This window comes from Roseateles microcysteis (genome assembly GCF_036880965.1).
In the GTDB taxonomy this organism is placed as follows: Bacteria; Pseudomonadota; Gammaproteobacteria; order Burkholderiales; family Burkholderiaceae_C; genus JAUASW01.
This window is the reverse complement of sequence record NZ_JBAJMV010000007.1, coordinates 76,947-100,391: the sequence shown is the minus strand read 5'-3', so window position 1 is coordinate 100,391 and position 23,445 is coordinate 76,947. Positions and strand designations below refer to the sequence as shown.

Below are 23,445 nucleotides of genomic sequence, written 5' to 3'. Positions count from 1 at the left end.
TCAGCCTGCTCCCACACCGCTTGAAATTCGCTGTCTCTGACATAGCGGTCGCGGCCGGCTACGACGAGTGGAAGTTCAATATGATCGGACGCCTAAGGCGCGAAGGCTTGGATATCTGGATGTGGTGTGCAGTCACTTGCGAAAGAATGCCTGCACTTCCCGCCGCTCGGCAGTCAGCGTGACCTTGGCAAGCCGCCCGATCTCACAGGTCTGCCATTGCACCCTTCTGAGTCGCACGGAGCCTGCGCGTATCGAAGTCGTCGATCTGCAGGGTCACAGCAATATTGGCTTTCCCTTCGTAGCTGGTCGCCAGCCACTCCAGCTTAGAGCCCTTCTCGATCCATGTGAAGCGAGTGACGATCTTGTTGACGTCGCCATGGTCGGGCTTTCCGTATTTCGCGCGTAGTGCCGCGTTGATGATTGCTGCAGACTCAGTAGCGTCCTGAGGAAGGATCAAGTAGATGTTTGCCAGCTTGTCATCAATGAACTCCGCGGTTGCATGCATGATCGGCTGCTGCGCGTAAGTGGAATTGCGAGATACGCAATATGTGAGCTGCCCTGGCTCACGGTTGCACTTGAAAGTAGGTTGAGCCTTCTGAAAGTCTTCAAGCGAGGTGCCGAGTGGAAGCCCCTTATAGTCGAAGGGCCCAGCTGCGAGGGCGAGGCTGGCTGCGAAGTTCAGCAGAAGCAGCGCGAACGTTTTGGAAATCACTGTGTCCTCCCTGGTAGCCTGCAAGGATGCTGAGGCCGAGCTTTCAATGCCGGCATGGTAGCTGCACAGGTGGCACCTACCTAAGCTACCCCGTTTCACCGCCCAGGCCTTTGCTACCGAGCGGCGTACATCGGCCACCGGCGCTGCGCCCCGCTAGGCGCTGACCGCGATGATGTTGTTTTCGCCGATCCGCGCCTTCACGGTCTTGACGACCGCCTGGAGCAGCACATCGGTCAAGTCAGCACTTTCAAGCTGGCTTTCTTGCAGAACCAGCATCTTCTGGATTGCGCAGCATTGTTCGCGCGTGTGGCGTGCCCGGTTTCTCCGAGACGTTGATATCTAGGAAGATGGCTCCCGCCCAAAGAGGAGCCCATGAAGAAGAGTCAATTCACGGAAGAGCAGATGGTCGCGATCCTGCGCGAAGCAGATCTCACATCGGTGGCCGAGGCCGCCAAGAAGCACAAGGTAAGCGGCCCCACGATATACGCCTGGCGTAAGCACTTTGGCCAGTTTGAAGTCGCTGACATCAAGCGACTCAAGGCCTTGGAGCTTGAGAACAGCCGGCTCAAGAAGCTGCTGGCCGAGGCGGCGCTGGACAACGCGATCCTGAAGGAAATCAACGCAAGAAAATGGTGAGCCCGCTGGCTCGGCGAGAACAGCTGACTGATCGGCCAAAGCCGAGCAGGCACATTCCGCCTTCTTCCCCAGGCCACCAAGAATTTGCAAGTGCGACAAGCACGTAGACGAAAGCCCCGCATAGCTCGCTATCCGGGGCTTGTCGCTTCAACATGCGCAAGCCCCTCTCGCTACGCCATGACTGCTCGTTAAATCGAGCGCAATGAGGCCAATGCTCGCATTAACGAGCATTTTCTTGCGATTCACCGGATGAGGCGCTAAAGTGCTCGTTAAATCGAACCATAAGCAATCAGCGCTCGTTTTAACGCATATGAAGGTCAGCCAGTCCGCCGTCTTGCCCTCCCACCTGCTGGAGCAGGGCCGCCGCATTGGCCAACTGCTTGCTCGACTGCGCCTGGCGCGTCGAGTCAAGCAAACGGACGCTGCGCTGCGCGCAGGTCTCTCGCGCAATACCGCGTACCGAATCGAGCAGGGCGACCCAGGCTTGGCCATTGGACAAGTGCTGCGCTACCTGGATGCCATCGCGCCCGGCAGCACCCTGGTCGACCTGTTGACCGAAGCTGACCCTGCGCTCGTGTCACTGACGGTCAGAGAACAGACCCAACGTGTCCGCGACCTGAGCGCCTCTGAACTTGATGAGCTCGATTTCTAAAGCCCACGAGCCATGGCAGCCCAAGACAGCAAACTGATGGCCTTTGCGCATCTGGGTGTCGCTTGGGCGCCCTGCGGGCAACTCATCCTGACCGAGGACGGCGACAAGCTTCAGGCCTCCAGCTTTGCCTACGGAATCAACTATCTCGGGCGAGTTGATGCGCTGGAAGTGGACCCGCTCGGGCTGAGCATTGCGGACCGTGACGCGGTTCGTGGCAAGCGCCTGCTACCGCCTGGCGCTCTTCCCTTCTTCGGTGGCATCCGCGATGCTGCACCCGATGCCTGGGGGCGGCGTGTCATTGAAGCCAAGCTGCGTGTACCGGCCAACAGCCTGCCGGAATCCCAGTACCTGCTGCATGCGGGCAGTGAGCGTGTCGGCGCACTGGACATTCGTCGCAGCATCCAGGATGGGCCCACGTCAGGCGCCAGCAACTGGCACACCTTGGCCCACCTCATGGAAGCGGCCGAGCGGATTGAAGAGGGCGCGGCAGTGCCGGCCCATCTGGAAGCCATTTTCCAGGACGGGACTGCGTTGGGCGGCGCGCGTCCCAAGGCTTCAGTGCGAGACGAGGCCGGCGTACTCTGGTTGGCCAAGTTCTCCAGCCGGCAGGATCGCTTCGATATTCCTGGCGTCGAGTGCGCCTCACTGCGGCTTGCCCAGGAGGCGGGGCTGCACGTGCCGCCTGTCCGCAACGAAATGCTGGGCGAGAGACGCATCATGCTGATCCGGCGCTTCGACCGCTACTGGATGGCGCCGGGCGCGCAACTGGCGCAGGATGCCGGCTGGTTGGCGCTGGGGCCAGGTGAGGGGCGTGTGGAGCATCGCATGGGTTTCGTCAGCGGCCTGACGCTGGTGGCCTGTGATGAAACCGAATCGCGCACCAAGTCCTATGCCGATCTGGCCGATGCGGTGCGGCGGTACTGCCATCCCAGCGTCATCCGGGCCAACAACGAAGAATTGTTCAAGAGGATGGTCTACAACCTGTTCGTGAGCAACGACGACGACCATCTGCGCAACCACGGGTTCGTCTGGGACCCACGGCTGATGGGCTGGAGACTGAGCCCTCTCTATGACGTACTGCCCCGGCCGAGCATTGCCCTTGAGCGGTTCTTGCACCTGGGCGTGGGACCCGAAGGGCGGACGGCCACGCTGGACAATGCGCTCGGCTGGCATGCGCGCTTCACGCTCTCACAGGCGCGCGCCTGCGAATTGATCGACCAGATCTGGCGGGTGGTTCGGGAGTGGCGCGTCTACTTCGAGGCTTTCGGTCTGCCCGCAGAACAGATGGAGCGTGTCGCGACGGCATTCCGCCATGTCGACGACGTGTCTACGCCGGCGCTGCGCAAGCTTTTGCCTTGAACCGCCTTCCGCCCTCAGCCCCCCAAGCCACCCAACTCCCGCTCCACCACCGCCGTGAACCACCTGATTCCCAGCGGCAAGGCCTTGTCGTTGAAGTCGTAGCAGGGGTGATGAAGCGGGCGTGATGCCCAAGCCGCCACTGCATCTGCGTCCGAGACGGCAGCAGCGGCCGCCCCCTGACCCAGCCAGAGATAGGCACCAGGAACTTCCTTCAGCATGAAGGCAAAGTCCTCGGAGGTGAAGGCGGGCCGTGCGGCCTCGCTGGCCCGCAAGCCGATGGACTGCGCAGCGGCCAGCGCCAGCTCGGCCTCGGCGCGGCTGTTGATCGTGGCGGGGTAGTAGCGCGTGTACGTGACCTCGATCTCGGTGCCACTGGAGAGCGCCACGCCAGCGGCCCGGGCGCGCAAGGCGGCCTCGATGCGGTCTTGTGTGTCGGCATCGAAGCTGCGCACGGTGCCGGTGATGCCGACCTCGGCGGGCAGCACATTGTGTGAATGGCCGCCCTCGATCCGCGTCACCGACAGCACGGCCGATTCGCCGGGGTCGATCTGTCGCGCCACGATGGTGTTGAGCTGGCAGACCAGCTCGCTGGCCGCCAGGATGGCGTCGGGCGTCTGCTGCGGCTGGGCCGCATGGCCGCCGCGGCCGCGCACCGTGATGTCGAATCGATCTGCCGCCGCCATGATGGCGCCGGGCCGCGTCTGCGCCTCGCCCAGCGGCAGGTCGGGCCAGTTGTGCAGGGCGTAGACGGCATCGCAAGGGAAGCGCTCGAAGAGCCCGTCCTCGATCATGACCCGGGCACCGCCCTTGCCCTCTTCTGCCGGCTGGAAGATGAAGACCACCGTGCCGGCGAATCGGCGGGTGCGCGCCAGATGACGGGCCGCGCCGAGCAGCATGGTGGTGTGCCCGTCGTGGCCACAACCATGATGGATGCCCCCGGTGCGGCTCGCATGGGCCAGCCCGCTTTGCTCCTGCATCGGCAGGGCATCCATGTCGGCGCGCAGGCCGATGCAGCGGCCCGCGCCATGGCGGAGCACGCCCACGACGCCTGTCCCACCAATGCCTTCGTGGACCTCCAGCCCGAGCTCCTTCAGCGCCGCGGCCACGAGGGCTGCCGTGCGGTGCTCGGTGAATGCCAGCTCGGGATGGGCGTGGATGTCCTGGCGCAGCGCGACCAGGGCCGGCAGCAGGTCGGCAACTTCGCTCATGCAGCGCTTTCGGCTGCCGACTGGAACTGGCCGGGCGTCATGCCGCATTGCCGCTTGAAACGTCGGTTGAGATGGCTCTGGTCAAAGAAGCCGACCTCGCTGGCAACGCGCGCCGCCGGCAGGCCCTGGCGCAGCAGGGCCTGGGCATGCTCGATGCGCTGCTCATTGATGTAGCGATAGGGCGAAGTCCCCACGCGCTGGCGAAACACCCGGGCGAAACGCCAGAGGCTGAGCCCGCACAGCTGTGCCAGCAACTCGAGCCTGAGCGGCTCGCCGAGATGCTGGTGGATGTGTTCCAGGGCGGGTGCGAGCGAGCGCCGCCGCGTGCCTTCAACAACAGTTGCCATGGCTGCAAGCTTAGGGCCGCCGCCATCTACGCATCGGCCGTTCAGGCGCCGGCCGGCAGCATGGAATTGCGATTTCCAGGCTGCCCAAGACACAAGATGCGGGCCGCCGTCCCGGGGGCCCGACTGCTTCGATCAGAAGTAGCGCACCCAGGAGAGGGTCGTGCGCCGCTTGTAGTTGGCAAAGGCCTTCACCGGGAAGTACAGCAAGGGCACCATGGTCAGCCAGACCACCCAGACAATCCAGAACGAATCGATATCCACACCGAAGCGCGTGCCCTGGTTGGGGCCGAAGATCGCGTACATGATGCGGTAGCCGACCATCAGCACATAGAGGTGCAGGATGTAATAGAACATCGCCGCGCCGCCAAAGGTGGAGAGGATGCGTGTGACACGGTTGTCGCGGAACTCCAGGGCCGCCAGGGTCAGCATGCCGCCGCCGCCCACCGTCATCAGCAGGAAGTCGAGCGAGGGCGGGTACTTGGTGAAGTTGAGCCAGGACTTCACGGTCTCCACCGTGGTGGCGCCGGGTGTCCAGGGCGCGTTCTCGCCGTAGATGTTGAAGCCGCGCAGCACCGCCAGCACGGCCAGCGAGGCCAGGCCGGTCAGCACCAGGACGCGTTGGCGCCACAGCCTGTCCACGGTCGCCGAGAACAGCGGCGCAAAGGCATAGCCCAGCAGGATCACGCCCACCCACGGCAGGGCCGGGTAGCTGACCTTGACCTTCACGATGCCCTCGGTCACCAGCCAGCCGCGATGCATCATCAGCGTCCACAGCGGATACCAGGCGCTGTCGGGCGACACATTGACACCGGCGAAGGCGTTGTGACCGCCCACGATGACAAAGCCCAGCGCTGCCAGCGCCCAGCGCGGCAGCCCCGACAGCAAGGCCAGAGCCACCATGGTGAAGCCGATGGCCCACATGACCTGCAGATAGAGCACCTGATAGGTGCCGTTCCAGGACAGGTTCACCACCGTCAGCTCCAGCGCAATCAGGAGCAGGCCGCGCTTGAGCAGGAACTCGCGCACATTGCGAGTCACGCCGCTGGGCGGGTTGGCGTAGAGCCAGGCCGACAGGCCGGTCAGGAACACGAAGATCGGTGCGCAGAAATGCGCCGCCAGCCGCGAGAAGAACAGGTCGTTGGGCGTGCCCGGCAGCGTCATCGGGTCGGTGACGTTCAGGTGCAGGTACAGGTTTTCGCGCACATGGTCGAGCAGCATCACGATCATCACCAGGCCCCGCAGGGCGTCGATGGACGTGATGCGAGCCTTGTGCGCGGCCGCGCTGCTTTGCAGGGCCGCAGCGGGCCGCGCCGCTACCGATCCTTGGGTCATGCTTGAAGAACTGGCCATGATGGACTCTCGCTTTTGAGGGAGTTTGCGGGCGACGGCTTGCGCCTGTGGAATGTAGCGAACATGGGTCAGAAGGCCTCGCGCACGGCAGGTGCCAGCGCCTCGGCTTCCCTGTCATCGACCTCGACCAGCAGGCGCTGCGTGGGCTGCTGGCCAACCAGCCAGAACACCACCGGTGTCAGCAGCGTGTCGAGCAGGGTCGAGCTGATCAGGCCGCCGAAGATCACCACGGCCACCGGATGCAGGATTTCCTTGCCCGGGGCGTCGGCCGCGAGCAGCAGCGGCGTCAGTGCAAAGGCGGCCACCAGGGCCGTCATCAGCACCGGCGTGAGCCGCTCCAGCGAACCGCGCACGATCATGGCCTGGCTGAACGTTTCGTTCTCGAAGCGGCACAGGTTGATGTAGTGGCTGACCTTCAGGATGCCGTTGCGTGTGGCGATGCCGGCCAGGGTGATGAAGCCCACCATCGAGGCCACCGACAGGCTCACGCCACCGATCCACATCGCCACCACACTGCCGATCAGGGCCAGCGGAATATTGGCCATGATCACACCGGCCAGCACGGCAGAGCGGTAGCGCGAATACAGCACCAGGAAGACCATGGTCAGCGACAGCAGCGACAGCGCGGCGATCAGTCGCGTGGCCTGCTCCTGCGCCTGGAACTGGCCTTCGAGGCTGACGAAGTTGCCTTCGGGCAGGCGGGTCTCGCCGATCACCTTGCGGATGTCGGCTATGACCTTGCCCATGTCGCGGCCGTCGGTATTGGCATAGACGACGATGCGGCGGCGGCTGTTCTCGCGGCCGATCTGGTTGGGACCGTCGCTCTCATCCACCGTGGCGATGGCCGACACCGGCAGCCGGCCGGCGGGTGTGTCGATCAGCGTGCTGGCCAGGTCCTGCGGGCTGCGCTGGCCGTCGGGCAGGCGCAGCACCAGGTCGTAGCGGCGCTGGCCGTCCACGATCTCGGCGCTGTGCGCACCATCGGTCAGCGCCTGCAACGTGCGCATCGCCTCGCCGGGTGCAAGACCGGCCTGGGCCGCCTTGCGCAGGTCCAGGCGCACCGTGATTTGCGGAATGAGCACCTGCTTTTCGGTGGTCAGGTCCACGAGGCCCGGCACCTGGCTGAGGCGCAGGCGCATCTGCTCGGCCAGGCCCCGCAGCGTGTCGATGTCGTCGCCGTAGATCTTCAAGGCGATCTGCGCGCGCACACCGGAGAGCAGGTGGTCCAGCCGGTGCGAGATCGGTTGGCCGATGGCCACTTGCGCCGGCAGCACCGAGAGCTTTTCACGGATCGCGGCCATCACCGCCTCGCGGTCGCGGCCACCGCGCTTCAGGTCCACGTCGATCTCGGAGGAGTGCACGCCCTCGGCATGTTCGTCGAGCTCGGCGCGGCCGGTGCGGCGGCCCACCTGGGTCACCTCGGGCACTTCGCGTATCAGCGTTTCGGCCAGCCGGCCCAGGCGGTTGGCTTCATCCAGCGAGGTGCCCGGGTTGAACATCATGCCCAGCACCAGCGAGCCCTCGTTGAAGGCCGGCAGGAAGGCGCGCGGCATGAAGGCCACGCTGGCACCGGCCACCAGCACGGCGGCCGTGGCCAGCGACACGAGCATGCGGGCGCGCGGGAACGACCAGGCCAGGAGGCGCGCGTCATGCTTTTTCAGCCAGCGCACCAGCGGGCTGTCCTCATGGTCCAGCCGCTTCATCTTCGGCAGGAGCCAGGCGCACAGCACCGGGGTCAGCGTCATCGACACCGCCATCGAGGCCAGCACCGAAGCGATGTAGGCAATGCCCAGGGGCGAGAAGAGGCGACCCTCGATGCCAGGCAACGCGAACAGGGGCACGAACACCAGCACGACGATGACGGTCGCGTAGACGATGCCCGAGCGCACTTCGACGCTGGCCTGGCGCACCACCTCGCGCACCGGCAAGGGGTTGCCGGCAGCACGGTTGATCTTGAGCCGCCGCAGGATGTTCTCGACGTCGACCACGGCGTCGTCCACCAGCTCACCGATGGCGATGGCGATGCCGCCCAGCGTCATCACGTTGATCGACTGCCCGAGCAGCTCGAAGACCAGGGCCGTCACCGCCAGCGACAGCGGAATCGCGGTCAGCGAGATCAGGGTCGTGCGGGCCGACAGCAGGAAGGCGAACAGCACGATGGCCACCATCACGGCACCGTCGCGCAGCGCCTCGGTCACATTGCCCACCGAGGCCTCGATGAAGTCGGCCTGGCGGAACAGCACCTTGGGTTCGGCGACGCCAGCGGGCAGACCGGCCTTCAACTCTTTCAGCGCCGTCTCGATCTGATGGGTCAGGCGCACCGTGTCCGAGCCAGGCTGCTTCTGCACGCTGACGATCACGGCGGGCACGCCGTCGTAGCCGGCGTCGCCACGCTTCATCGCAGCGGCAATGCGCACCTTGGCCACCTGTTCGAGCAGGATGGCGCGGCCGTCCTTCCAGGCCACGGCCACGCCCTGCAGGTCTTCGATGCGCGTGGTGCGCGCCATGTGGCGGATCAGGTACTCGCGGCTGTTCAGGTCGATGAAGCCGCCGCCGGCATTGCTGGCAAAGCCGGAGAGCGCCGTCTGGATCTGCGTCAGCGAAACGCCGGCCTGGGCCATGCGCACGGTGTCGGGCTCGACGCGCAAGGTGCGCACCTCGCCGCCGATGGGAATGACCTGCGACACGCCGATGATGGACAAGAGGCGAGGCCGCAGCACGAAGTCAGCGTACTCGCGCACCTGCATCGGCGTGGCAGCTTTCGGGTCATTCGCCTTCAGGGGCAAGGCAATCAGCATCACCTCGCCCATGATGGACGACACCGGCCCCATCACCGGCGTGATGCCGGCTGGCAGCTGCTCGCGCACCAGACCCAGGCGCTCGCCCACGATCTGGCGGTTGCGGTAGATGTCGGTGCCCCAGTCGAACTCGGCGTAGTGGATGGCCAGGCCGACGCCCGAGGTCGAGCGCACGCGGGTCACGCCGGGCATGCCGTTGAGCGCTGTCTCGATGGGCACGGTCACCAGCTGCTCCACCTCTTCCGGCGCCATGCCGCCGGCCTCGGTGAGCACGGTGATCAAGGGCTTGTTGAGGTCGGGGAACACGTCGACCGGCGTGCGCCAGGCCGTGATCGCGCCATAGACCAGCAGCATGGCCGCGAAGGCCAGCACGAAGAGCCTGTTGTGCAGGCTGTAGCGGACTATCCAGTTGAACATGATGGTCTGCCCTGCCCGGTTAACGGATCTGGGCGATCAGGGACGCGCCCTGCATCACCACGCGGTTGGAATCGCCGAGGCCTTGAATCACGACCACCGAGTTGCTGTCCAGCGGCCGGTAGTCCACCGGCTGCGGGATGTAGCGCTCGGCGCCCGACTTGATCCAGACGATGGCCTGGTTGGCCGGGTTGCGAACCACGGCTTGCGCCGGCACGACATAGCCCTTGAGCTGGGTGTTGAGCGTCACGATCACGGCCAGCGGCTGGCCCACGGCCAGCGGCAGCGCGCCACCGCGCTCGGCCTGGGCGCGGAAGGTCAGCGGCAGCACGCCATCGCGCATCACGCGGCTGGCGCCAGTCAGGCTCAGCTTGACGCCGGCCTGGTCCTGCAGGCGGGCGCCGGTGATGCGCGAGACGAGGCTCGGGTCCGCCGTGCTGGCTTCGACCAGCACATGGGACGGTGCGATCACCTCGAACAGCACATCGCGCGGCTCGACCACCTGGCCGGCCAGGGCCGAGGCGCTGGCGATCACGCCATCCACCGGGGCGAGCAGCGCCTCGCGGGCCTGCAGGCTGCCGCCCACGTCGCGCTCGCGGTCCGTGAGGCTGGCCAGTTCGGCTTCGGCGGCCTCGATCTCCTTGCGCGGCACACTGCCTTCCAGCGTGCGCAGGCGCTCGACGCGCTGGGCCGCCAGCTTGCGGTTGCTGGCCAGCTCGCTCAATTGCGCCTGCTGATTGGCGCGGGCAAACGGCTCGGCATGGAAGCGCACATAGGCCAGTACCTCGCCCTTGCGCACCGTCTGGCCGGCCACCGGCAGGCCCTTGGGGCCGGGCTCGATGCGGCCGCCTTGCACGGTCTGCACGCGGCCGCTGGCGTTCGGGTCGATGACCACGCGGCCCGGCAGCTGCAGGGCGGCCGGGGCGTCGGTCAGTGGTACGAAGCGGGTCAGGATGCCCATGCGCCGCTGAGCGGCCACCGGCACTTGCACGCTGCCGTCGGGCAGGCGGGCGAGGCCGTCGATCTTGAGCGCGGCGGGGCTGTCGAGATGCTCGCCATTGGGGCCGTGGGCGCCGGGCGAAGCCAGGGCCGTGCCGGCGATGAGGCCCGTCAGTGCCAGCAGCGGGAACAGGTTCTTGTTGATCATCATGCGGCTCCGAAGCTGTTGTTCATGCGGCGACTGCGGCGGCGCAGGGCCGCGAACAGGATCAGCAGCGCGCCGCCGCCACCGGCGACGTACAGGCCGTTGCGCAGCGCATGCGAGGTCGCGGGCGGCTCGTGGATCTCTTCGGAATGCGGGGCCACCGCCAGCGCGCCGTCCAGCAGGTCGCTGTCGGTACCGGCGCTCACGGTGAACACCAGGGCATGCGTGCCAGGCTTGTCCAGCTCGGCCAGCATCTTCTTGTCGCTGACCTCATAGGTGCCGGCTTCGGCCTGGTACACCGCCGCGGCCTTCACTGCGCCCAGTTCCACGTCCAGCCTGGCCCCGAGCACCGCTTCATTGGTTTCGTAGCGGCTCAGGTAGATCACGAAGCTTTGCGGCTGCAGACGAGCCACCAGTTCGAACTGTTCGGAATGCGCCTCCAGGCGCGGCACGCCGGCACCCGAGAGGTTAGCGGCCGGGCCGTCGAGGTGTTCGCCATTGGGCCCATGGGCACCAGGGGAAGCGAACGAGGTGCCCGGGCCAAGCAGGCACAGGCCGGCGGCCAGGACCAGAGCATGGGCAAGGCGGCGATGGTGAAGGTGATTCATGGCAGTACCCCGGAAGCTTGGAGGAGGCGGGCGCGGGCGGCACCCAGCGCGGCCTGGTGGCGGGCGAGCGTGGCCTCGGCCTGTGCGGCGGCTTGCACGGCGAGCAGCAAATCAGGCAAGGCGGTTTCGCCGGCACGGAAGGACTTGTCGAGCAGCGCACTGCGCTGGCGCAGCAGGCCGGCGCGCTCGCGCTGCATCGCAGCCTGGCGCGTGGCCGACTGCAGGGCATCGCGGGCAATGGCCAGTTCGGCGGCGAGTTCAAGCCGGGTGCGGGTCTGCTCGGCCAGGGCCTGGTCGAGCGCGCCCTGGGCGGCTGCACGCAGCGGCTCGTTGCGCACCGCCATGCCGAAGGGCACGCGCAGCGCCAGCGTCATGCTGCCCTGGCGCGGCTGGCCATAGGCATCGCGCTCGCTGCGGTAGGCGAGGCTCAGCTCGGGAGCTTCGGCACGGTCGCGCCGGGCCACTTCGAGCTGGCGGCGAGCGGCTTCGGCGGCTAGCGCCAGTTGCGCAAGCGCAGGGTGCTGGTCCTGCTCCAGCGTCGCATCGGCTTGCGGCGCTTCGCCCTCTGCCGGCTCGACATCGGCAGGCAGTCCGGTCAGGCCGGTCCAGCGCAGGCTCTCGGCCTGCAGGCGTTGCCTCACGGCCAGCGCCTCGGCCTCGGCGGCCAGCGCTTCGCCTTGGGCGGCCAGTGCATCGGTGCTTGCGAGGTCGCCGGCCTTGACGCGCCGCTCAACGTCGGCGCTGAGCGCTCTCATGTAGCGGCTCTGGGCCTCGTTGGCAGCCAGTTCGGCGCGCAGGCCGACCAGGCTCCAGGCCAGCTCACGCAATTGACCGGCCAGGCGCAGACGCGCCAGGGCAACACTGGCAGATGCCAGCCCGAGCTCGGCGTCGGCAGCGGCCTGCTTTGCAGCCCGCTGGCCGGGCAGCCAGAGCGGCAGGGCGACGCCGATTTCGCGTTCCTGCACACCGTGGTTGTCCTGGGCCCGGTCGCTGCGCTGCGACAGCGAGAGGGACGGCGGCGCGGCCAGCAAGCTGGCGGCGGCCTTCTGTTCTGCAGCGGCGCGCAGCTGCTGGGCCTGCGATGCGGCGCCGGCCTGGGTGCGCTGCCAGGCCGCATCGATGGCGCCGGCCAGCGTGACCGGTTCCGCCTGGGCGGACACCAGCATGCAGCACCAGACGCTGCCCACCGCGAGGCGGGTACTGATCCTGTGTTTGGTTTTCAATTTGATACTGCCGAGATCGGGCTCCTCAGGGCTTGCGTGCGCGCAGATGACGCAATGCAAGATTCCTCAGCCCTGTTGTGATGGCTCGCCGCGGCGGCTCGAGAGCTCAGGCGCGGCAGTGCTGCTTCAATTCAGGCGAAGGGTCTGGGCGGGCGGCGGGGGCCGCTCAACTCGGGGTCGGCGGGTGGGGCTTCGGGGCGCGCATCGGGCCGGCTGCAGGCCGCGCGGATCGTCGGGCTGTCGACACCGGCGGGAATGGGCCCCATGGCGCTCAGGCAAGCGTCCAGGGCCATGTGGTGATTGGAGTCCGCCGACTGGTCCTGGTGAAAGTCCGGGTGGGGCGCCTGGTGAGGGTCCTGGTCGGAGGAGGCAGCAGCCAGGCCCAGTCCTTCAGACAAGGACTCGAAGGCCAGGAGCCCGTCCGCCTGCAGGCTGGCCCCGTGTGCATGGTGGTGCGAAATGCCCGACCAGTGCAGCACATCATGCAGCGTCTCGGTGGGGCTGCCGCGGCCCACCCAGTGCCCGCCCAGCGACACTGCTTGCAGCAGCATGGACATCATCAGCACGAAGAAGACAGGGCGGCGGGACATGGCGAAATTATGGAAGCTGCGCCGCGCAATGCCTGCGGTTTGAGGGGGGGGGGCGCGCAATGTCCTGTTGATTTCAGCGGCCGGCCGCAGCACATGCTGCTGTCCTCACAAGTCGAGCACCAACCGACCTGATGCGCGCGACACGCAGGTGATGATGCGGTCGCCCGCGGCATGCTCTGCCGGGCTGAGAAAAGCATCGCGGTGCTCGCAGCGGCCTTCGATCACCCGTGTCGAGCAAGTGCCGCACACGCCTTCGCGGCAGGACGTGGGCACAGGCACACCGGCCGCATCGAGCACTTCGACAATGCTGCGGTCGGCCGGCACCTGCAGCGTGCGGCCCGAGCGGCGCAGGTGCAGCTCGAAGGGCTCGCACGGGGCGCCCACGAGCTTGGTGTCGGCGCCGAAATGCTCGACATGGATCGCCTCGGCCGGCCAGCTTGCCGCTGCCGCCACCTGTTGCACCGCCTCCATGAAGCGGTTCGATCCGCACAGGTAGAGATGATGCCCCGACGCATGCACCGCCAGCAGGCGACCCAGCCACTGCTGCAGCCGCTCCGACCCCATTGAATAGTGGATATGCACCCTGCCTTCGAAGCGCGGTTGCCGCAGCAGCTCGGCGAAAGCCACATGCTCCTGCGAGTGGGCCAAGTAGTGCAGCTCGAACGAAGCGCCACGGCCCTGCAGATGCTGCGCCATGCCCAGCAGCGGCGTGATGCCGATGCCGGCGGCCAGCAGCACCTGGTGCGTGGCGCCCGCTGCGAGCGGGAAATTGTTGCGCGGGCCGTCTATCGTCAGCACGTCGCCCACCCGCACCTGCTCGTGCATTGCTGCCGAGCCGCCGCGCGAGGTGTCGCTGCGCTTCACGGCGATCAGGTAGCGAGCGCGCTCGGCCGGGTCGTTGCAGAGCGAGTACTGGCGCACGAGGCCCTTTTCGAGATGCACGCCGACATGGGCACCCGCATCGAACGCAGGCAAGGGCCTGCCGTCGGCGCTGACCAGCTCGAAGGACTTGATGCCCAGTGCCTCTTCGCGGATGGCCTGCACCCGTACCCGCAATCCCGGCACCGGCTTGCTGCGCCCCCGCAGGACGCTGCTGACGCCGGTCCAGGCCAGCACCGGCACCGCGAGCACGCCGATGAACTGCAGCCATTGCAGCAGCAGGCCGTACTCGCCGCCGTGGATCGCTCCCGCGGTGAGGTAGATCCGGTTGCCCAGGCTGCTCGTGGCGTAGGACTCGCTGCGCAGCAGGGCGCCGCTGTAGGCATCGAACCAGGCGTAGCTGAGCGCCTGCGGATGCGGCGCGCCGTGCTCGACGGCATAGACCTCGACAGGGTCGCCGGCCTTTCTTGCCGCAGTGACGACTACGAGGCTCGGCCGATTGAACACGGCCCGGCCGCGCTCCCACAGCAGGCCCAGATCCAGCGGGTTGGCGCCGGGCGCAGGTGCCGAGGAGCTTGGCCTGGGCGCGGGCGCCTTGGAGCCGACAGCGACGTCCAGTGCGCTGCGGGCCCACTGAAAGGCCAGCGGCAGCGAAGTGAGCGTCACCGCCAGCAGGACCACGCTGGCATACAGACCCGACACCCGATGCAGGTTCAACGCGAAGGCGCGCCCCTTCAGCTGCGGCCGCAGCGTGGCCGCGGCCTTCAACGCCTGGCCGCGGGGCCACCACAAGGCGAGGCCACCAACCACCATCAGCAGGGCCAGTACCAGGGCGATGCTGCCGGCGATGGTGTTGGCAAGCTGGTTGTCGTCGAGGAAGCGGAAGCGGTGGAACTGTTCGAGCCGGCCGAACAGCCCGCCCCAGCGCGGCTGCCGGGCGATGACGCGGGCGCCGCAGGGATCGACCGAGAGCTGCTGGCCATCGGCAAAACGCAGCAGCGTCGGCTCGCCGGGGCCGCCTTGCAGGATCAGGCTGGTGAGCGCAATGCCCGGCTGGGCGGCAAGCGCTGCGGCGACCTGCGCTGGCAGCGCGTGGGGCGCCTCGCAGCCGGCTGTCTTTGAAGGCGCAGGTTCGGCCAGTGGCTTCAGCTGTTCGCGGAACTCCAGCGCGAGGCCGGTCAGCGCCATGTAGAGCAGCAGCGGGCCCAGGATCAGACCGGTCCAGCGATGGACCTGGAGCAGCTTGCTGCGTTTCGTACCGCGCACCCTGTTTCTCCTGTGCAGCCTGGCGCGTTCGCGGCAGGCCTAGAACGGGACACTGACCATGGCCTTCAGGGTCAGTTCGTCGGCGGCCTTGGTCAAGCCTCGACCGATGCCGAAGTTCAGACCCCAATCTTCCACATAGGTATCGACGGTAAGGAACAGTACCTGGCTCTGCTCACTGGCAGGCAGGATCCTGCGGGTCGTTCCCAGTTCCGCATGGAACTCGAGGCCCAGCTGAAGTCTGGGCGTGATGCCGCGCGCGAGCTTCGCGCTGACAGCGACATCGGCCGTTTTCGAGCCCAGGCCATCGGAAAGATTCCAGCCGAACTTGGGGTTCACGGCCCACAACCAATCGGCATTGCGCCAGCCCGCGATCAGCAGCAATTCGGCGGTGCTGCGCGATTCGGAGAAGCGCTGCTTGAAACGCGCCAGCTCGGCATTGCCGCCCAGGAACCAGCCGGTCTGATCATCGGCCGGCCTGACCGGCAACCACTTGAGTCCCAGCTTGATGCCTGCAGGATGGGTGCTGCCGTCGGCATCGCGGCTGGCCGCCAGTGACAGGCCGGCCTCCCAGTTCGGGGCCAGGCCATAGGCCAGGCCGGTCGAGAAGCGCCAGCCGCGGTGCGGCAGCACCTCACCAGGGTAGTCTGCCGTGCGGCGTCCATTCGGCGTGGTGTTCAGGTGCAGGTCCATGCCGACCTGGCCCACCTCGCTGATCGCGTCGGCATGGACCTGGATGGCATCCGGAAAGCCGGCGTGAACCGGCGGGGCCAGCAGTGCCGACATCAGTGCCGCCAGCGACGCGAAGAGGTGGCGGCAGCACTTCACTTGATCACGAAGCGGGCGCTGCTGTTCTGCTTGTCCTCGGTGATCACGACGGCAATGACCTTGTCGCCCTTGACCAGCTTGGCGCCCTTGGCCACGAGCCTGTCACCTGCCGCAGGCTCCAGCTTGAACTCGGACTTGGCGCCGCCGCTCAGCACGGTGAGCTTGCCGCTGACCTTGGCCGTGGGCACGGCCTGGCCATGGTCATCGAGATAGAGCTCGGCTGCATCCGGCGTGGCGACAAGCTCGAGCTTGAGCTCGCCCGCCATCTGCACGATGCCGCCATGCCGGGGCTTCTCGTCGCCGTGGGCAAAGGCGACGCCAAGCTGCAGTGACGCAGCGAGCAGGACGAGGGTGGAAAGCTTCTTCATGATCTTGGCTCCTGGACTTGGGGTCGAGTTCTCATTCGGGCTCATGTGGAAGCACGAAGGAGAGCGAAGCCAGATTCTCGATCTGGTTGACCTTGGCAGGATTCGCAGGCGCCGATTTGAAGATCGCGACGATGACATTGAGTCCCTGGTTGCGCACCTTGATCGTGACCATGCCGTCCTTGTCGGCCACCGCACCCTTGTCGTCGGGGTCGTTCACATAGTCGGCCAGCACGCGAGCGCCGGCTGCGGGCTTGCCCTTGTGGAGCACGCGCAGCTGCAGCGGCTCGCCATGCTTGACCGGCAGCGGCGTCGCCACCGGCACGATCTGGAGCAGCTGATCGGGCAGCAGCGGCATCGGCCCGCTCAGCACACGCCGCAAGTGCACGCCGTACTTGAAGTTGTGCTCGCTGATGACGGCGGTCGGCACCTCGTCCTTGCCCTTGTTGTGCCACTTGCCGTCGGGCGTCTTGCTCCACATGCCGTAGTCCATCGCGGCGGCGATGAAGGCGGGCTGGTTGTCGATGTTGACGCTCACCAGGGCGCCGTTGGTGACGAGCTGCGAGGGCACGGCCGAGCCGTCCTCGTCATAGCCACCGAAGCTGGTGATCTTGGGCAGTCGTTTGATCACGTCGAGGTCGTCGGCGCCCACGCCGAACACCATCGCCAGATGGTTGGCGCGCTGTGCAAACCAGAAGCCGTGCGCCTGCGCGCCGCTGGCAACCAGGACACTGGCAGCCAGCGTTGCCGATGTCAGGACTTTGAAGAATTTCTTCATGAAGCTGCTCCGGCCGATCAGAACTTGTACTGGGCCGACAGGGTGAACTTGCGACCGTTGCCGGGGTAGACCCACCACTGTGCGTAGGAGCTGCTGTAGAAGGTCTTGTCGAAGACGTTGTCGACATCGAGCGAGAGCTTCCATGCCTTGCCGATGGCGTAGCTGCCGATCAGCTTGACCGTCGTGTAGGCCGGCAGCGTGAAGAGGTCGACCGGATTCACGGGCGCGACGGAGCCCTCGCGCGCACCGACGTAGTTCAGGCCGACGCCGGCCGTCGCGCCGTTGCCACTCAACTGGAAGGACTGCACCAGCAGCAGGTTGGCGCTGTGCTTGGGCACGTTGGGCAACTGGCGGCCGACCAGGCTGACGCCTGTTGCCGCAGCGTTGTCCTGGGTCACCTTGGCGTCCGTGAACGCATAGGCCGCCGACAGACGCAGGCCCGCCGCGATCTCGCCGCCCAGGTCGAACTCCAGGCCCTTGCTCTCCACCGCGCCTGCGGCGATGGAAGCATTGTTCGGGTCCCTCGGGTCGGGCGTCAGCACGTTCTTCTTGGAGATCTTGTAGATCGCCACCGTGCTGCTGATCTTGCCGTCGGCGGAGTCGTACTTGGCACCGAGCTCACCCGACTTGCCCGTCTCGGCCGGGAATGACTGCTTCTCGAAGCTGATGCCGCTGTTCGGGCGGAAGCTCTTGGACGCGGTGGCGTACAGCGACACCTGCTTGCTCGGCTGATAGACCAGGCCGGCACGCGGTGAGTTGGCGCTCAGCGACTGCTCCACGAGAGCCCCGCTGTTGTGGTCACGCACCGATTGGTCGTACTTGTCATAGCGCACACCCAGCAGCAGCTTCCACTGCTCGGCCAGGTCGATCTGGTCTTGGGCGTAGATCGACTTGGAGCGCTGCTCCTCGTGCGTGGCGGTCAGTGGCACGGCCGGGAAGGCGGGTGGCGGATTGCCGTACACGGGGTTGTTGATGTCAAGGTCCTGGCTCGCCAGCCGGCGAACGCGGTACTGCAGGCGGTCGTCGGTGAACTTGTAGGCGTCAGCGCCGATCAGCAGGTTGTGCTGCATGCCCGCGCCGCGCACCTTGCCCAGCACCTCGAAGCGGCCCGAGACATCCGTGGCCGAGTTGTCACGGTTGCGGCGCTGGCGCACCACGGTGTGACCATCTGGCCGCAGGAAGGTGTAGCCGTCGCCCAGGGTGACGACCTCGGTCGAGATGCCCTGGATCGAGCTTTCGCGGTAGCTCAGGCCGGTCTGGAAGGACCAGTCGTCGTTGAAGAAGTGCTGCACGAAGACCTGGTTGCCGGTCGTCTTGATCTCGGTCGGGCCGTCGCCCGGCTCGCCGAGGAAGAGCGAGCGCGGCACGACGTCGAGCTTGCCCTTGATGGCGATCACGCCACGATCGAAGGTCGCCTGCTGCTTGGAATACTCCAGCTCATACGAGATCGTCGTGTCCTCGCCGAGCATCCACAGGAAGGACGGCGACACCAGGGTGCGCTCGGAGCTGACGTAGTCGCGGTAGCTGTCGGCCTTCTCGTGCGATGCGTTGAGGCGGTAGGCGACCTGGTCGCTGATCGGGCCGGTCAGGTCGGCCGTTGCACGCATCGTGCCGTAGCTGCCGCCCGACAGGCCGAGCGTGTACTCGGGCACGAACAGCGGCTTCTTGGTCGTGATGTTGACCGTGCCGCCAGGCTCGCCGCGGCCGTACAGCGCCGAGGCCGGGCCCTTCAGGATTTCGACCGAGGCGGTGTTGGCGGAGCCGCGCACGCCGTTGTAGCCGCGGCTGTAGTTGAAGCCGTTGACCATGTAGTCCGAACCGAAGTTGGGATCACCGGTGAAGCCGCGCATCGCGTAGCTGTCCCACACGCCGCCGAAGTTGCTCTGCTTGGCAATGCCGCTGCTGAGATCCAGCGCATCGGCCAGCTTGGTGACGCCGGCATCGACCAGCACTTCGGCCGACAGCACGCGCACGCTCTGCGCCATGTCGCGCACCGGCGTGTCGGTCTTCATCGCGCCGGTGGCGGAGAGGGTCTTGTAGGGCTGGCGAGTGCCGTCGACCTTCACGACTTCGAGCTTGTTGGGCTCGGCGGCGGCAGCGCCTGCCTGCGCTGCCGGCTTGGCCTCCTGGGACCAGGCATAGGTGCTGCAGGCCAGAAGGGCCGCCGCTGGAATCGCGGCACGGGAAAGGCGTCGTGTGGACATCGCGGGTAGCTCCTGAAAAGTCAACGGAAATGAAAGTGGCTCAAAACTTCCGGCCGAAGCCGAGCCGTCCGGTCAATCCCTGTGGGATCGAACCATAGCGGCGGTACTCAACAATTCACTCGGTATTGCTGCCGGGGCGCAGCAAGGTCAGCTCAGCTTTTTGGGCGGTCGGCGCGGACACTCGGGAACCGGCCCATCCGGGGCTGCCTCATCGACGAGCTCGGGGTGCGAGCTGGCGACGGGAGCGTCGAGAGGCATGGGGCGGCGAGACATGTGCGAATTATGAAAGTTGGTTCTTGAAATGCCTGCTGTTTGAGGGCCTGTGCACACAATCTCCTGTCGTATTCGGCGGCCTGTTGCAGCACAGGCTGCTGCATGCCGAAACCTGGTGCGCCAGGGGCCCCGCTGGTGCAGGGTTTGCACCGAGTCGGGCGGGTTTGTGGGCGGGAATCGGCAGTTAGCTGCCGCTCGGTTTTGCGCCTTGGTCGGTCGAAGATCAGGCTGCCAGCGGGCGCCCCTTCGCTCATGTCCCCCGGCCTTCGGCCTCCTCCTTTACTTCGCTGCGGGACACCCACTGCTGTCCTGATCCGCACCACCGTGGCCTGCGCCGGGTGGCAGGCGCAGGTTCGGCCGAGGGCCTCGGCAGCGCGAAAGAAGGAAACAGCGAACGGCCGCAACGTGCCGTTACCGGGCGCGGGCCTTGTCAAATCGGCCGATTGAGAAGGCCTCGATCGGCGTTGTGGTCTGGCCGGTGGCCAGCAGCTCGGCCATGACCTCGCCGACGCCTGGGCTGATTGCAAAGCCTTCGCCGTTGAAGCCGAAGGCGTAGTGCAGGCCGGGCACGCGCGCGCTGGGGCCCATTACCGGTGCCCAGTCGGCCGTGTAGCCCTCGATCCCGCTCCAGACGCGCAGCAACTGCACATTGGCAAAGGCCGGCACGAAGCGGCGCAGCTCGCGCAGCTGGCGCAATGTGTTGTCAGGCGTGGCGTAGGCACGGATCCGGTCGGCATGGGCGATGCTCTTGAGCCCGCCGCCGAACACGACGTTGCCGCGCGAGATCTGGCGGAAGTACAGGCCTTCGGTCTCGATGGGTGACGAGAGTCCGATGGACGGCCCGATGGCATAGGGCAGCGGTTCGGTCACGCCCATCGTGGGCCCGCGGGCTTCCATCGGAATGGGTTCGCCAAACGACGCGGCGAAATGCCCCGACCAGGCACCGCTGGTCACCAGCAGCTGGGCCGCGCGATAGCGCCGGCCGTCGGTGGTGTGTGCCACGAAGTCGGCCCCGTCACGCTCGATGTGGGCCACCTCGCTGTGCTCATGCACGGTGGCGCCGGCCCGCACGGCGGCGCGGCCGAAGGCAGGGCCGGCGAGGCGGGGGTTGGCATGGCCATCGATGGGCGACAGCGAACCTGCCACGACTTCCGGGCTGAAGATGCCCCAGCGCTGGCGCAGTTGCTCGGCGCTGAAGATTTCCAGGTCCAGACCCAGCGGACGAACTTCGCGCGCATGGGCCGCGAGCTTCTCGGCCTGCGCCTCGGTATAGCAGACCCGCAGATGGCCGTAGGGCACGAACTCCAGGTCTTCGCCGAGCAGCTCCTTGATGCGCTGCCAATTGCGGTGGGCCCGGTTGGCCAACGGCATCTGCGCGAGGTCGCGGCCCTGGCGGCGCACATTGCCGAAGTTGGTGCCGCTGGCCTGGCGGCCGATCAGCTCGCGCTCCAGCAGCGTGACGCTGAGCCCGTGCTCGCGGCGCAGGAAGAAGGCGGTGGTGGTGCCCATCAGGCCGCCACCGATGATGAGCACATCGCTGCGCTGAAGTTCGGTGCTCATCGCTGCACCTCCTCCGCATTCATCAGCACCGGCTTGACAGGCGCCTGGCTGCGGATGCGGCCCACCGACTCGACCGGGATCGAAGCGCAGGCCGCGATCACCTCCGCCGCCGCATGGCCGCAATAGCGGCCCTGGCAGCGACCCATGCCGACCCGGCTGAAGGCCTTGGCCCGGTTCACTTCCTGGCTGCCAAAGTCATTCACGCAGTGGCGCAGCTCGCCGGCCGTGATCGCTTCGCAGCGGCACACCACGGCGGCATCGGGCAGCGCGGCGGCTTGCTGATGCGGCCAAGGGAAGGCGCGGGCCAGGCCTTGGCGGAAGCGCTCCATCGTGGCGAGGGTCTGGCGCAGCGCGGGCTGCTCCTTCACATACATGGCGCTGCCCGCTGAATGACCCAAATCGTGCAGCGCCGCCAGCGCGGCCAGGCGGCCGGCGGCCTCGGCGCCGTCCGCGCCGAGGATGCGCGCGCCGTCGCCGGCCAGGTAAACGCCAGCCGTGCTGCTGCGGCCATCGGCGTCGATGCGGGGCAGCCATTGGCGGCTCAGGGGGTCGAAGTCGAACTCGCAGCGCGCCAGATCGGCCAGCTGCGACTCGGCGCGCAGATGCCAGCCCAGGCCCACCGCGTCACCGCTGAAGCGCCGCTCGCGGCCCTGCGCGTCGCGAACCAACACGCCGCTCACGCCCAGTGTGGGCGAGCCCTCGATGCGCTGCGGCGCGACGCCCTTGAGCAGCGTCACACCGGCGCGTTTGAGCATGAGCTGCAGTTGCAGGCCGATCCACAAGAGGCGCGGCCGGCTCAGCAACCCGCTCAGGGCGGTCAGGGGAGGAATGGCCGGCGAGGTGTCGAGCACGGCCTCGACCGTGGCGCCGGCCTTCACGTATTGCGAGGCCACCAGATAGAGCAAGGGCCCGCTGCCCATGAAGATAACGCGGCTGCCGATGGCGCAGGCCTGGGCCTTCAGCGCGATCTGCGAAGCACCCAGGCTGTAGCAGCCGGCCAGGTTCCAGCCCGGCACCGGCATCAGCCGGTCCGTCGCACCGGAGCAGACGATCAGTGCATCGAAGGGGGCTTCGGACGTGCTGCCGTCGGCCGGCTGCACCAGATGGAGCATGCCGGGCGTGAGGTTCCAGGCCAGGGTTTCGGGGCGGTAGTCGGCGTGCTCGCGCAGCGCATCGAAAGCCGTGTGGACGGCCTTGGCCTTGGCCGCTTCGCTGCCATACAGGCTGGCGTAGTCGCGCTTGAAGCCCTCGGGCTGGCGGCGGTAGATCTGGCCACCCGAACGCCGGCCTTCGTCGATCACGACGGGCCGAATGCCGGCGGCAACCAGCGCCTCGGCCGCTCGCACACCGGCCGGACCGGCGCCGACCACCACAACGCGAGGCGCGCTCATCGCGAGCGCCCCTGCAAGATCTTCAAGTCGGGTGTGAGCGGCCAGTACTGCGCCGGTGGCCGGCTGCGCAAGGCCATGCCTTCTTCGGCTGTGGTCGAGCAGGCGCGCAGGCGCTGGCCTGCTTCGGTCCAGATCCAGCAATCCTGGCAGGCGCCCATCAGGCAGAAGCCGGCGCGTTCGCCATCGCCGAATTCGGAGGCGCGCAGGCTGCGCCGGTGGTTCAGCAAGGCCACCAGCAGGGTGTCGCCTTGCAGCACGCTGACCTGTTGGCCGTCGATGCTGAGCGCCAGGCTGGCGCGGTCTTTCTCAGCCAGGCGCACGAAGCGCGCGCCCGGTGCGGGGTAGGTTGCACTCATGCAGCGGGGGAATCGGAGCTGGGCGGGAACAGCCGCTCGATCGGGTAGTGGTTCTTGACGAAGGGCGACTTGATGACGATGAAGCTGAAGTACTTCTCGATGCCGATATTGCGTTCGAGCAGACCTTCGATCACCGACTGGTAATGGTTGACGCCCCGGGTGCAAAAGCGCAGCAGATAGTCGTAGCCGCCGCTGACCAGATGGCATTCGAGGATCTCGTCGACCTCGCGGATCGCGGTCTCGAAGCGCACGAAGTCTTCGCGGTGATGGTCAGACAGCGTGACCTCGGTGAACACCGTCAGCGTGTCGCCCAGCTTCTCCAGGCGGAGCTGCGCGCCGTAGCCGACGATGTAGCCGGCCTGTTCCAGCCGCTTCACGCGGATCAGGCAGGGGCTGGGCGAAAGCCCGACCGCATCGGCCAGGTCGACATTGGTGATGCGGCCGTTCTTCTGCAGCTGGCTGAGGATGCGCAGGTCGAGGCGGTCAAGCTTGAGGGGTCCGGTCACG

Annotated in this window: 21 protein-coding genes and 1 pseudogene; 3 read left to right on the top strand and 19 right to left on the bottom strand. The window is 66.9% G+C overall.

The annotated features are described in order from the left end of the window. Positions 1 to 202 precede the first annotated feature (202 nt). Together V3596_RS19200 and V3596_RS19195 are read right to left on the bottom strand one after the other, a co-directional pair. A complete protein-coding gene (locus V3596_RS19200; RefSeq protein ID WP_334279430.1) occupies positions 203 to 712 on the bottom strand; it encodes a hypothetical protein in 510 nt (169 codons plus the stop codon). Positions 713 to 865: 153 nt separating this feature from the next. Further along, complete coding sequence (locus V3596_RS19195) at positions 866 to 988, bottom strand: hypothetical protein (protein WP_334279429.1); 123 nt, start codon at positions 986 to 988, stop codon at positions 866 to 868. Between the two features lie 96 nt (positions 989 to 1,084). On the opposite strand from V3596_RS19195, the pseudogene V3596_RS19190 reads away from it, so the two are divergent. The 3 genes and pseudogenes from V3596_RS19190 to V3596_RS19180 form a co-directional block, all read left to right on the top strand. Next, positions 1,085 to 1,365: pseudogene (locus V3596_RS19190) on the top strand (transposase); the annotation flags it as partial. A 293-nt stretch (positions 1,366 to 1,658) separates the two neighbouring features. Further along, complete coding sequence (locus tag V3596_RS19185) at positions 1,659 to 2,000, top strand: helix-turn-helix domain-containing protein (RefSeq protein ID WP_334279428.1); 342 nt, start codon at positions 1,659 to 1,661, stop codon at positions 1,998 to 2,000. A 12-nt stretch (positions 2,001 to 2,012) separates the two neighbouring features. Then, positions 2,013 to 3,359, top strand: a complete 1,347-nt coding sequence (locus V3596_RS19180) for a type II toxin-antitoxin system HipA family toxin (protein WP_334279427.1) — start codon at positions 2,013 to 2,015, stop codon at positions 3,357 to 3,359. 14 nt (positions 3,360 to 3,373) lie between these two features. On the opposite strand, the gene V3596_RS19175 is transcribed toward V3596_RS19180, so the two are convergent. The 17 genes from V3596_RS19175 to V3596_RS19095 form a co-directional block, all read right to left on the bottom strand. Beyond that, positions 3,374 to 4,567: a M20 aminoacylase family protein gene (locus V3596_RS19175; RefSeq protein ID WP_334279426.1), complete on the bottom strand. Its 1,194-nt coding sequence runs from the start codon at positions 4,565 to 4,567 to the stop codon at positions 3,374 to 3,376. Further along, positions 4,564 to 4,914, bottom strand: a complete 351-nt coding sequence (locus V3596_RS19170; protein ID WP_334279425.1) for an AraC family transcriptional regulator — start codon at positions 4,912 to 4,914, stop codon at positions 4,564 to 4,566. Before V3596_RS19170 ends, V3596_RS19175 begins: the two co-directional genes overlap by 4 nt. A 132-nt stretch (positions 4,915 to 5,046) precedes the next feature. Next, on the bottom strand, positions 5,047 to 6,264 hold the full coding sequence (locus V3596_RS19165; protein ID WP_334279424.1) for an acetyltransferase domain-containing protein: 1,218 nt from the start codon (positions 6,262 to 6,264) through the stop codon (positions 5,047 to 5,049). 68 nt (positions 6,265 to 6,332) lie between these two features. Continuing rightward, positions 6,333 to 9,479, bottom strand: coding sequence for an efflux RND transporter permease subunit (locus V3596_RS19160; protein WP_334279423.1), 3,147 nt, complete (start codon positions 9,477 to 9,479; stop codon positions 6,333 to 6,335). A gap of 19 nt (positions 9,480 to 9,498) precedes the next feature. After that, on the bottom strand, positions 9,499 to 10,623 hold the full coding sequence (locus V3596_RS19155) for an efflux RND transporter periplasmic adaptor subunit (protein ID WP_395385083.1): 1,125 nt from the start codon (positions 10,621 to 10,623) through the stop codon (positions 9,499 to 9,501). Continuing rightward, complete coding sequence (locus tag V3596_RS19150) at positions 10,623 to 11,228, bottom strand: hypothetical protein (RefSeq protein WP_334279421.1); 606 nt, start codon at positions 11,226 to 11,228, stop codon at positions 10,623 to 10,625. The genes V3596_RS19155 and V3596_RS19150 overlap by 1 nt, the downstream gene beginning before the upstream one ends. Beyond that, entirely contained in the window at positions 11,225 to 12,451 is a 1,227-nt protein-coding gene (locus tag V3596_RS19145; RefSeq protein ID WP_334279420.1) for a TolC family protein, read from the bottom strand. Before V3596_RS19145 ends, V3596_RS19150 begins: the two co-directional genes overlap by 4 nt. Positions 12,452 to 12,582: 131 nt before the next feature. Continuing rightward, on the bottom strand, positions 12,583 to 13,041 hold the full coding sequence (locus V3596_RS19140; RefSeq protein WP_334279419.1) for a hypothetical protein: 459 nt from the start codon (positions 13,039 to 13,041) through the stop codon (positions 12,583 to 12,585). A 105-nt stretch (positions 13,042 to 13,146) separates the two neighbouring features. Continuing rightward, on the bottom strand, positions 13,147 to 15,186 hold the full coding sequence (locus V3596_RS19135; RefSeq protein ID WP_334279418.1) for a PepSY domain-containing protein: 2,040 nt from the start codon (positions 15,184 to 15,186) through the stop codon (positions 13,147 to 13,149). 39 nt (positions 15,187 to 15,225) lie between these two features. Beyond that, complete coding sequence (locus V3596_RS19130; protein ID WP_334279417.1) at positions 15,226 to 15,969, bottom strand: hypothetical protein; 744 nt, start codon at positions 15,967 to 15,969, stop codon at positions 15,226 to 15,228. 38 nt (positions 15,970 to 16,007) lie between these two features. Further along, on the bottom strand, positions 16,008 to 16,379 hold the full coding sequence (locus tag V3596_RS19125; RefSeq protein WP_334279416.1) for a hypothetical protein: 372 nt from the start codon (positions 16,377 to 16,379) through the stop codon (positions 16,008 to 16,010). A 31-nt stretch (positions 16,380 to 16,410) separates the two neighbouring features. Further along, on the bottom strand, positions 16,411 to 17,154 hold the full coding sequence (locus V3596_RS19120; protein ID WP_334279415.1) for a DUF4198 domain-containing protein: 744 nt from the start codon (positions 17,152 to 17,154) through the stop codon (positions 16,411 to 16,413). A gap of 17 nt (positions 17,155 to 17,171) precedes the next feature. Continuing rightward, positions 17,172 to 19,358, bottom strand: a complete 2,187-nt coding sequence (locus V3596_RS19115) for a TonB-dependent siderophore receptor (protein ID WP_334279414.1) — start codon at positions 19,356 to 19,358, stop codon at positions 17,172 to 17,174. A gap of 684 nt (positions 19,359 to 20,042) precedes the next feature. Then, complete coding sequence (locus tag V3596_RS19110) at positions 20,043 to 21,191, bottom strand: NAD(P)/FAD-dependent oxidoreductase (RefSeq protein WP_334279413.1); 1,149 nt, start codon at positions 21,189 to 21,191, stop codon at positions 20,043 to 20,045. Then, positions 21,188 to 22,582 carry an FAD/NAD(P)-dependent oxidoreductase gene (locus V3596_RS19105; RefSeq protein ID WP_334279412.1) on the bottom strand — a complete coding sequence of 465 codons (1,395 nt, stop codon included), beginning with the start codon at positions 22,580 to 22,582 and terminating at the stop codon, positions 21,188 to 21,190. The genes V3596_RS19110 and V3596_RS19105 overlap by 4 nt, the downstream gene beginning before the upstream one ends. Beyond that, positions 22,579 to 22,938, bottom strand: a complete 360-nt coding sequence (locus V3596_RS19100; protein WP_334279411.1) for a (2Fe-2S)-binding protein — start codon at positions 22,936 to 22,938, stop codon at positions 22,579 to 22,581. The genes V3596_RS19105 and V3596_RS19100 overlap by 4 nt, the downstream gene beginning before the upstream one ends. After that, positions 22,935 to 23,444 (bottom strand): Lrp/AsnC family transcriptional regulator, encoded by a 510-nt coding sequence (locus V3596_RS19095; protein ID WP_334279410.1) that lies wholly within the window; start codon positions 23,442 to 23,444, stop codon positions 22,935 to 22,937. The genes V3596_RS19100 and V3596_RS19095 overlap by 4 nt, the downstream gene beginning before the upstream one ends. Position 23,445 lies beyond the last annotated feature (1 nt).

Excerpts from the sequence above, each read along its gene's own strand:
- V3596_RS19195 (WP_334279429.1), bottom strand. The coding sequence starts at position 988 with ATGCTGGTTCTGCAAGAAAGCCAGCTTGAAAGTGCTGACTTGACCGAT.
- V3596_RS19185 (WP_334279428.1), top strand. The coding sequence starts at position 1,659 with ATGAAGGTCAGCCAGTCCGCCGTCTTGCCCTCCCACCTGCTGGAGCAG.
- V3596_RS19180 (WP_334279427.1), top strand. The coding sequence starts at position 2,013 with ATGGCAGCCCAAGACAGCAAACTGATGGCCTTTGCGCATCTGGGTGTC.
- V3596_RS19175 (WP_334279426.1), bottom strand. The coding sequence starts at position 4,567 with ATGAGCGAAGTTGCCGACCTGCTGCCGGCCCTGGTCGCGCTGCGCCAG.
- V3596_RS19170 (WP_334279425.1), bottom strand. The coding sequence starts at position 4,914 with ATGGCAACTGTTGTTGAAGGCACGCGGCGGCGCTCGCTCGCACCCGCC.
- V3596_RS19165 (WP_334279424.1), bottom strand. The coding sequence starts at position 6,264 with ATGGCCAGTTCTTCAAGCATGACCCAAGGATCGGTAGCGGCGCGGCCC.
- V3596_RS19160 (WP_334279423.1), bottom strand. The coding sequence starts at position 9,479 with ATGTTCAACTGGATAGTCCGCTACAGCCTGCACAACAGGCTCTTCGTG.
- V3596_RS19155 (WP_395385083.1), bottom strand. The coding sequence starts at position 10,623 with ATGATCAACAAGAACCTGTTCCCGCTGCTGGCACTGACGGGCCTCATC.
- V3596_RS19150 (WP_334279421.1), bottom strand. The coding sequence starts at position 11,228 with ATGAATCACCTTCACCATCGCCGCCTTGCCCATGCTCTGGTCCTGGCC.
- V3596_RS19140 (WP_334279419.1), bottom strand. The coding sequence starts at position 13,041 with ATGTCCCGCCGCCCTGTCTTCTTCGTGCTGATGATGTCCATGCTGCTG.
- V3596_RS19130 (WP_334279417.1), bottom strand. The coding sequence starts at position 15,969 with ATGTCGGCACTGCTGGCCCCGCCGGTTCACGCCGGCTTTCCGGATGCC.
- V3596_RS19125 (WP_334279416.1), bottom strand. The coding sequence starts at position 16,379 with ATGAAGAAGCTTTCCACCCTCGTCCTGCTCGCTGCGTCACTGCAGCTT.
- V3596_RS19120 (WP_334279415.1), bottom strand. The coding sequence starts at position 17,154 with ATGAAGAAATTCTTCAAAGTCCTGACATCGGCAACGCTGGCTGCCAGT.
- V3596_RS19115 (WP_334279414.1), bottom strand. The coding sequence starts at position 19,358 with ATGTCCACACGACGCCTTTCCCGTGCCGCGATTCCAGCGGCGGCCCTT.
- V3596_RS19110 (WP_334279413.1), bottom strand. The coding sequence starts at position 21,191 with ATGAGCACCGAACTTCAGCGCAGCGATGTGCTCATCATCGGTGGCGGC.
- V3596_RS19105 (WP_334279412.1), bottom strand. The coding sequence starts at position 22,582 with ATGAGCGCGCCTCGCGTTGTGGTGGTCGGCGCCGGTCCGGCCGGTGTG.
- V3596_RS19100 (WP_334279411.1), bottom strand. The coding sequence starts at position 22,938 with ATGAGTGCAACCTACCCCGCACCGGGCGCGCGCTTCGTGCGCCTGGCT.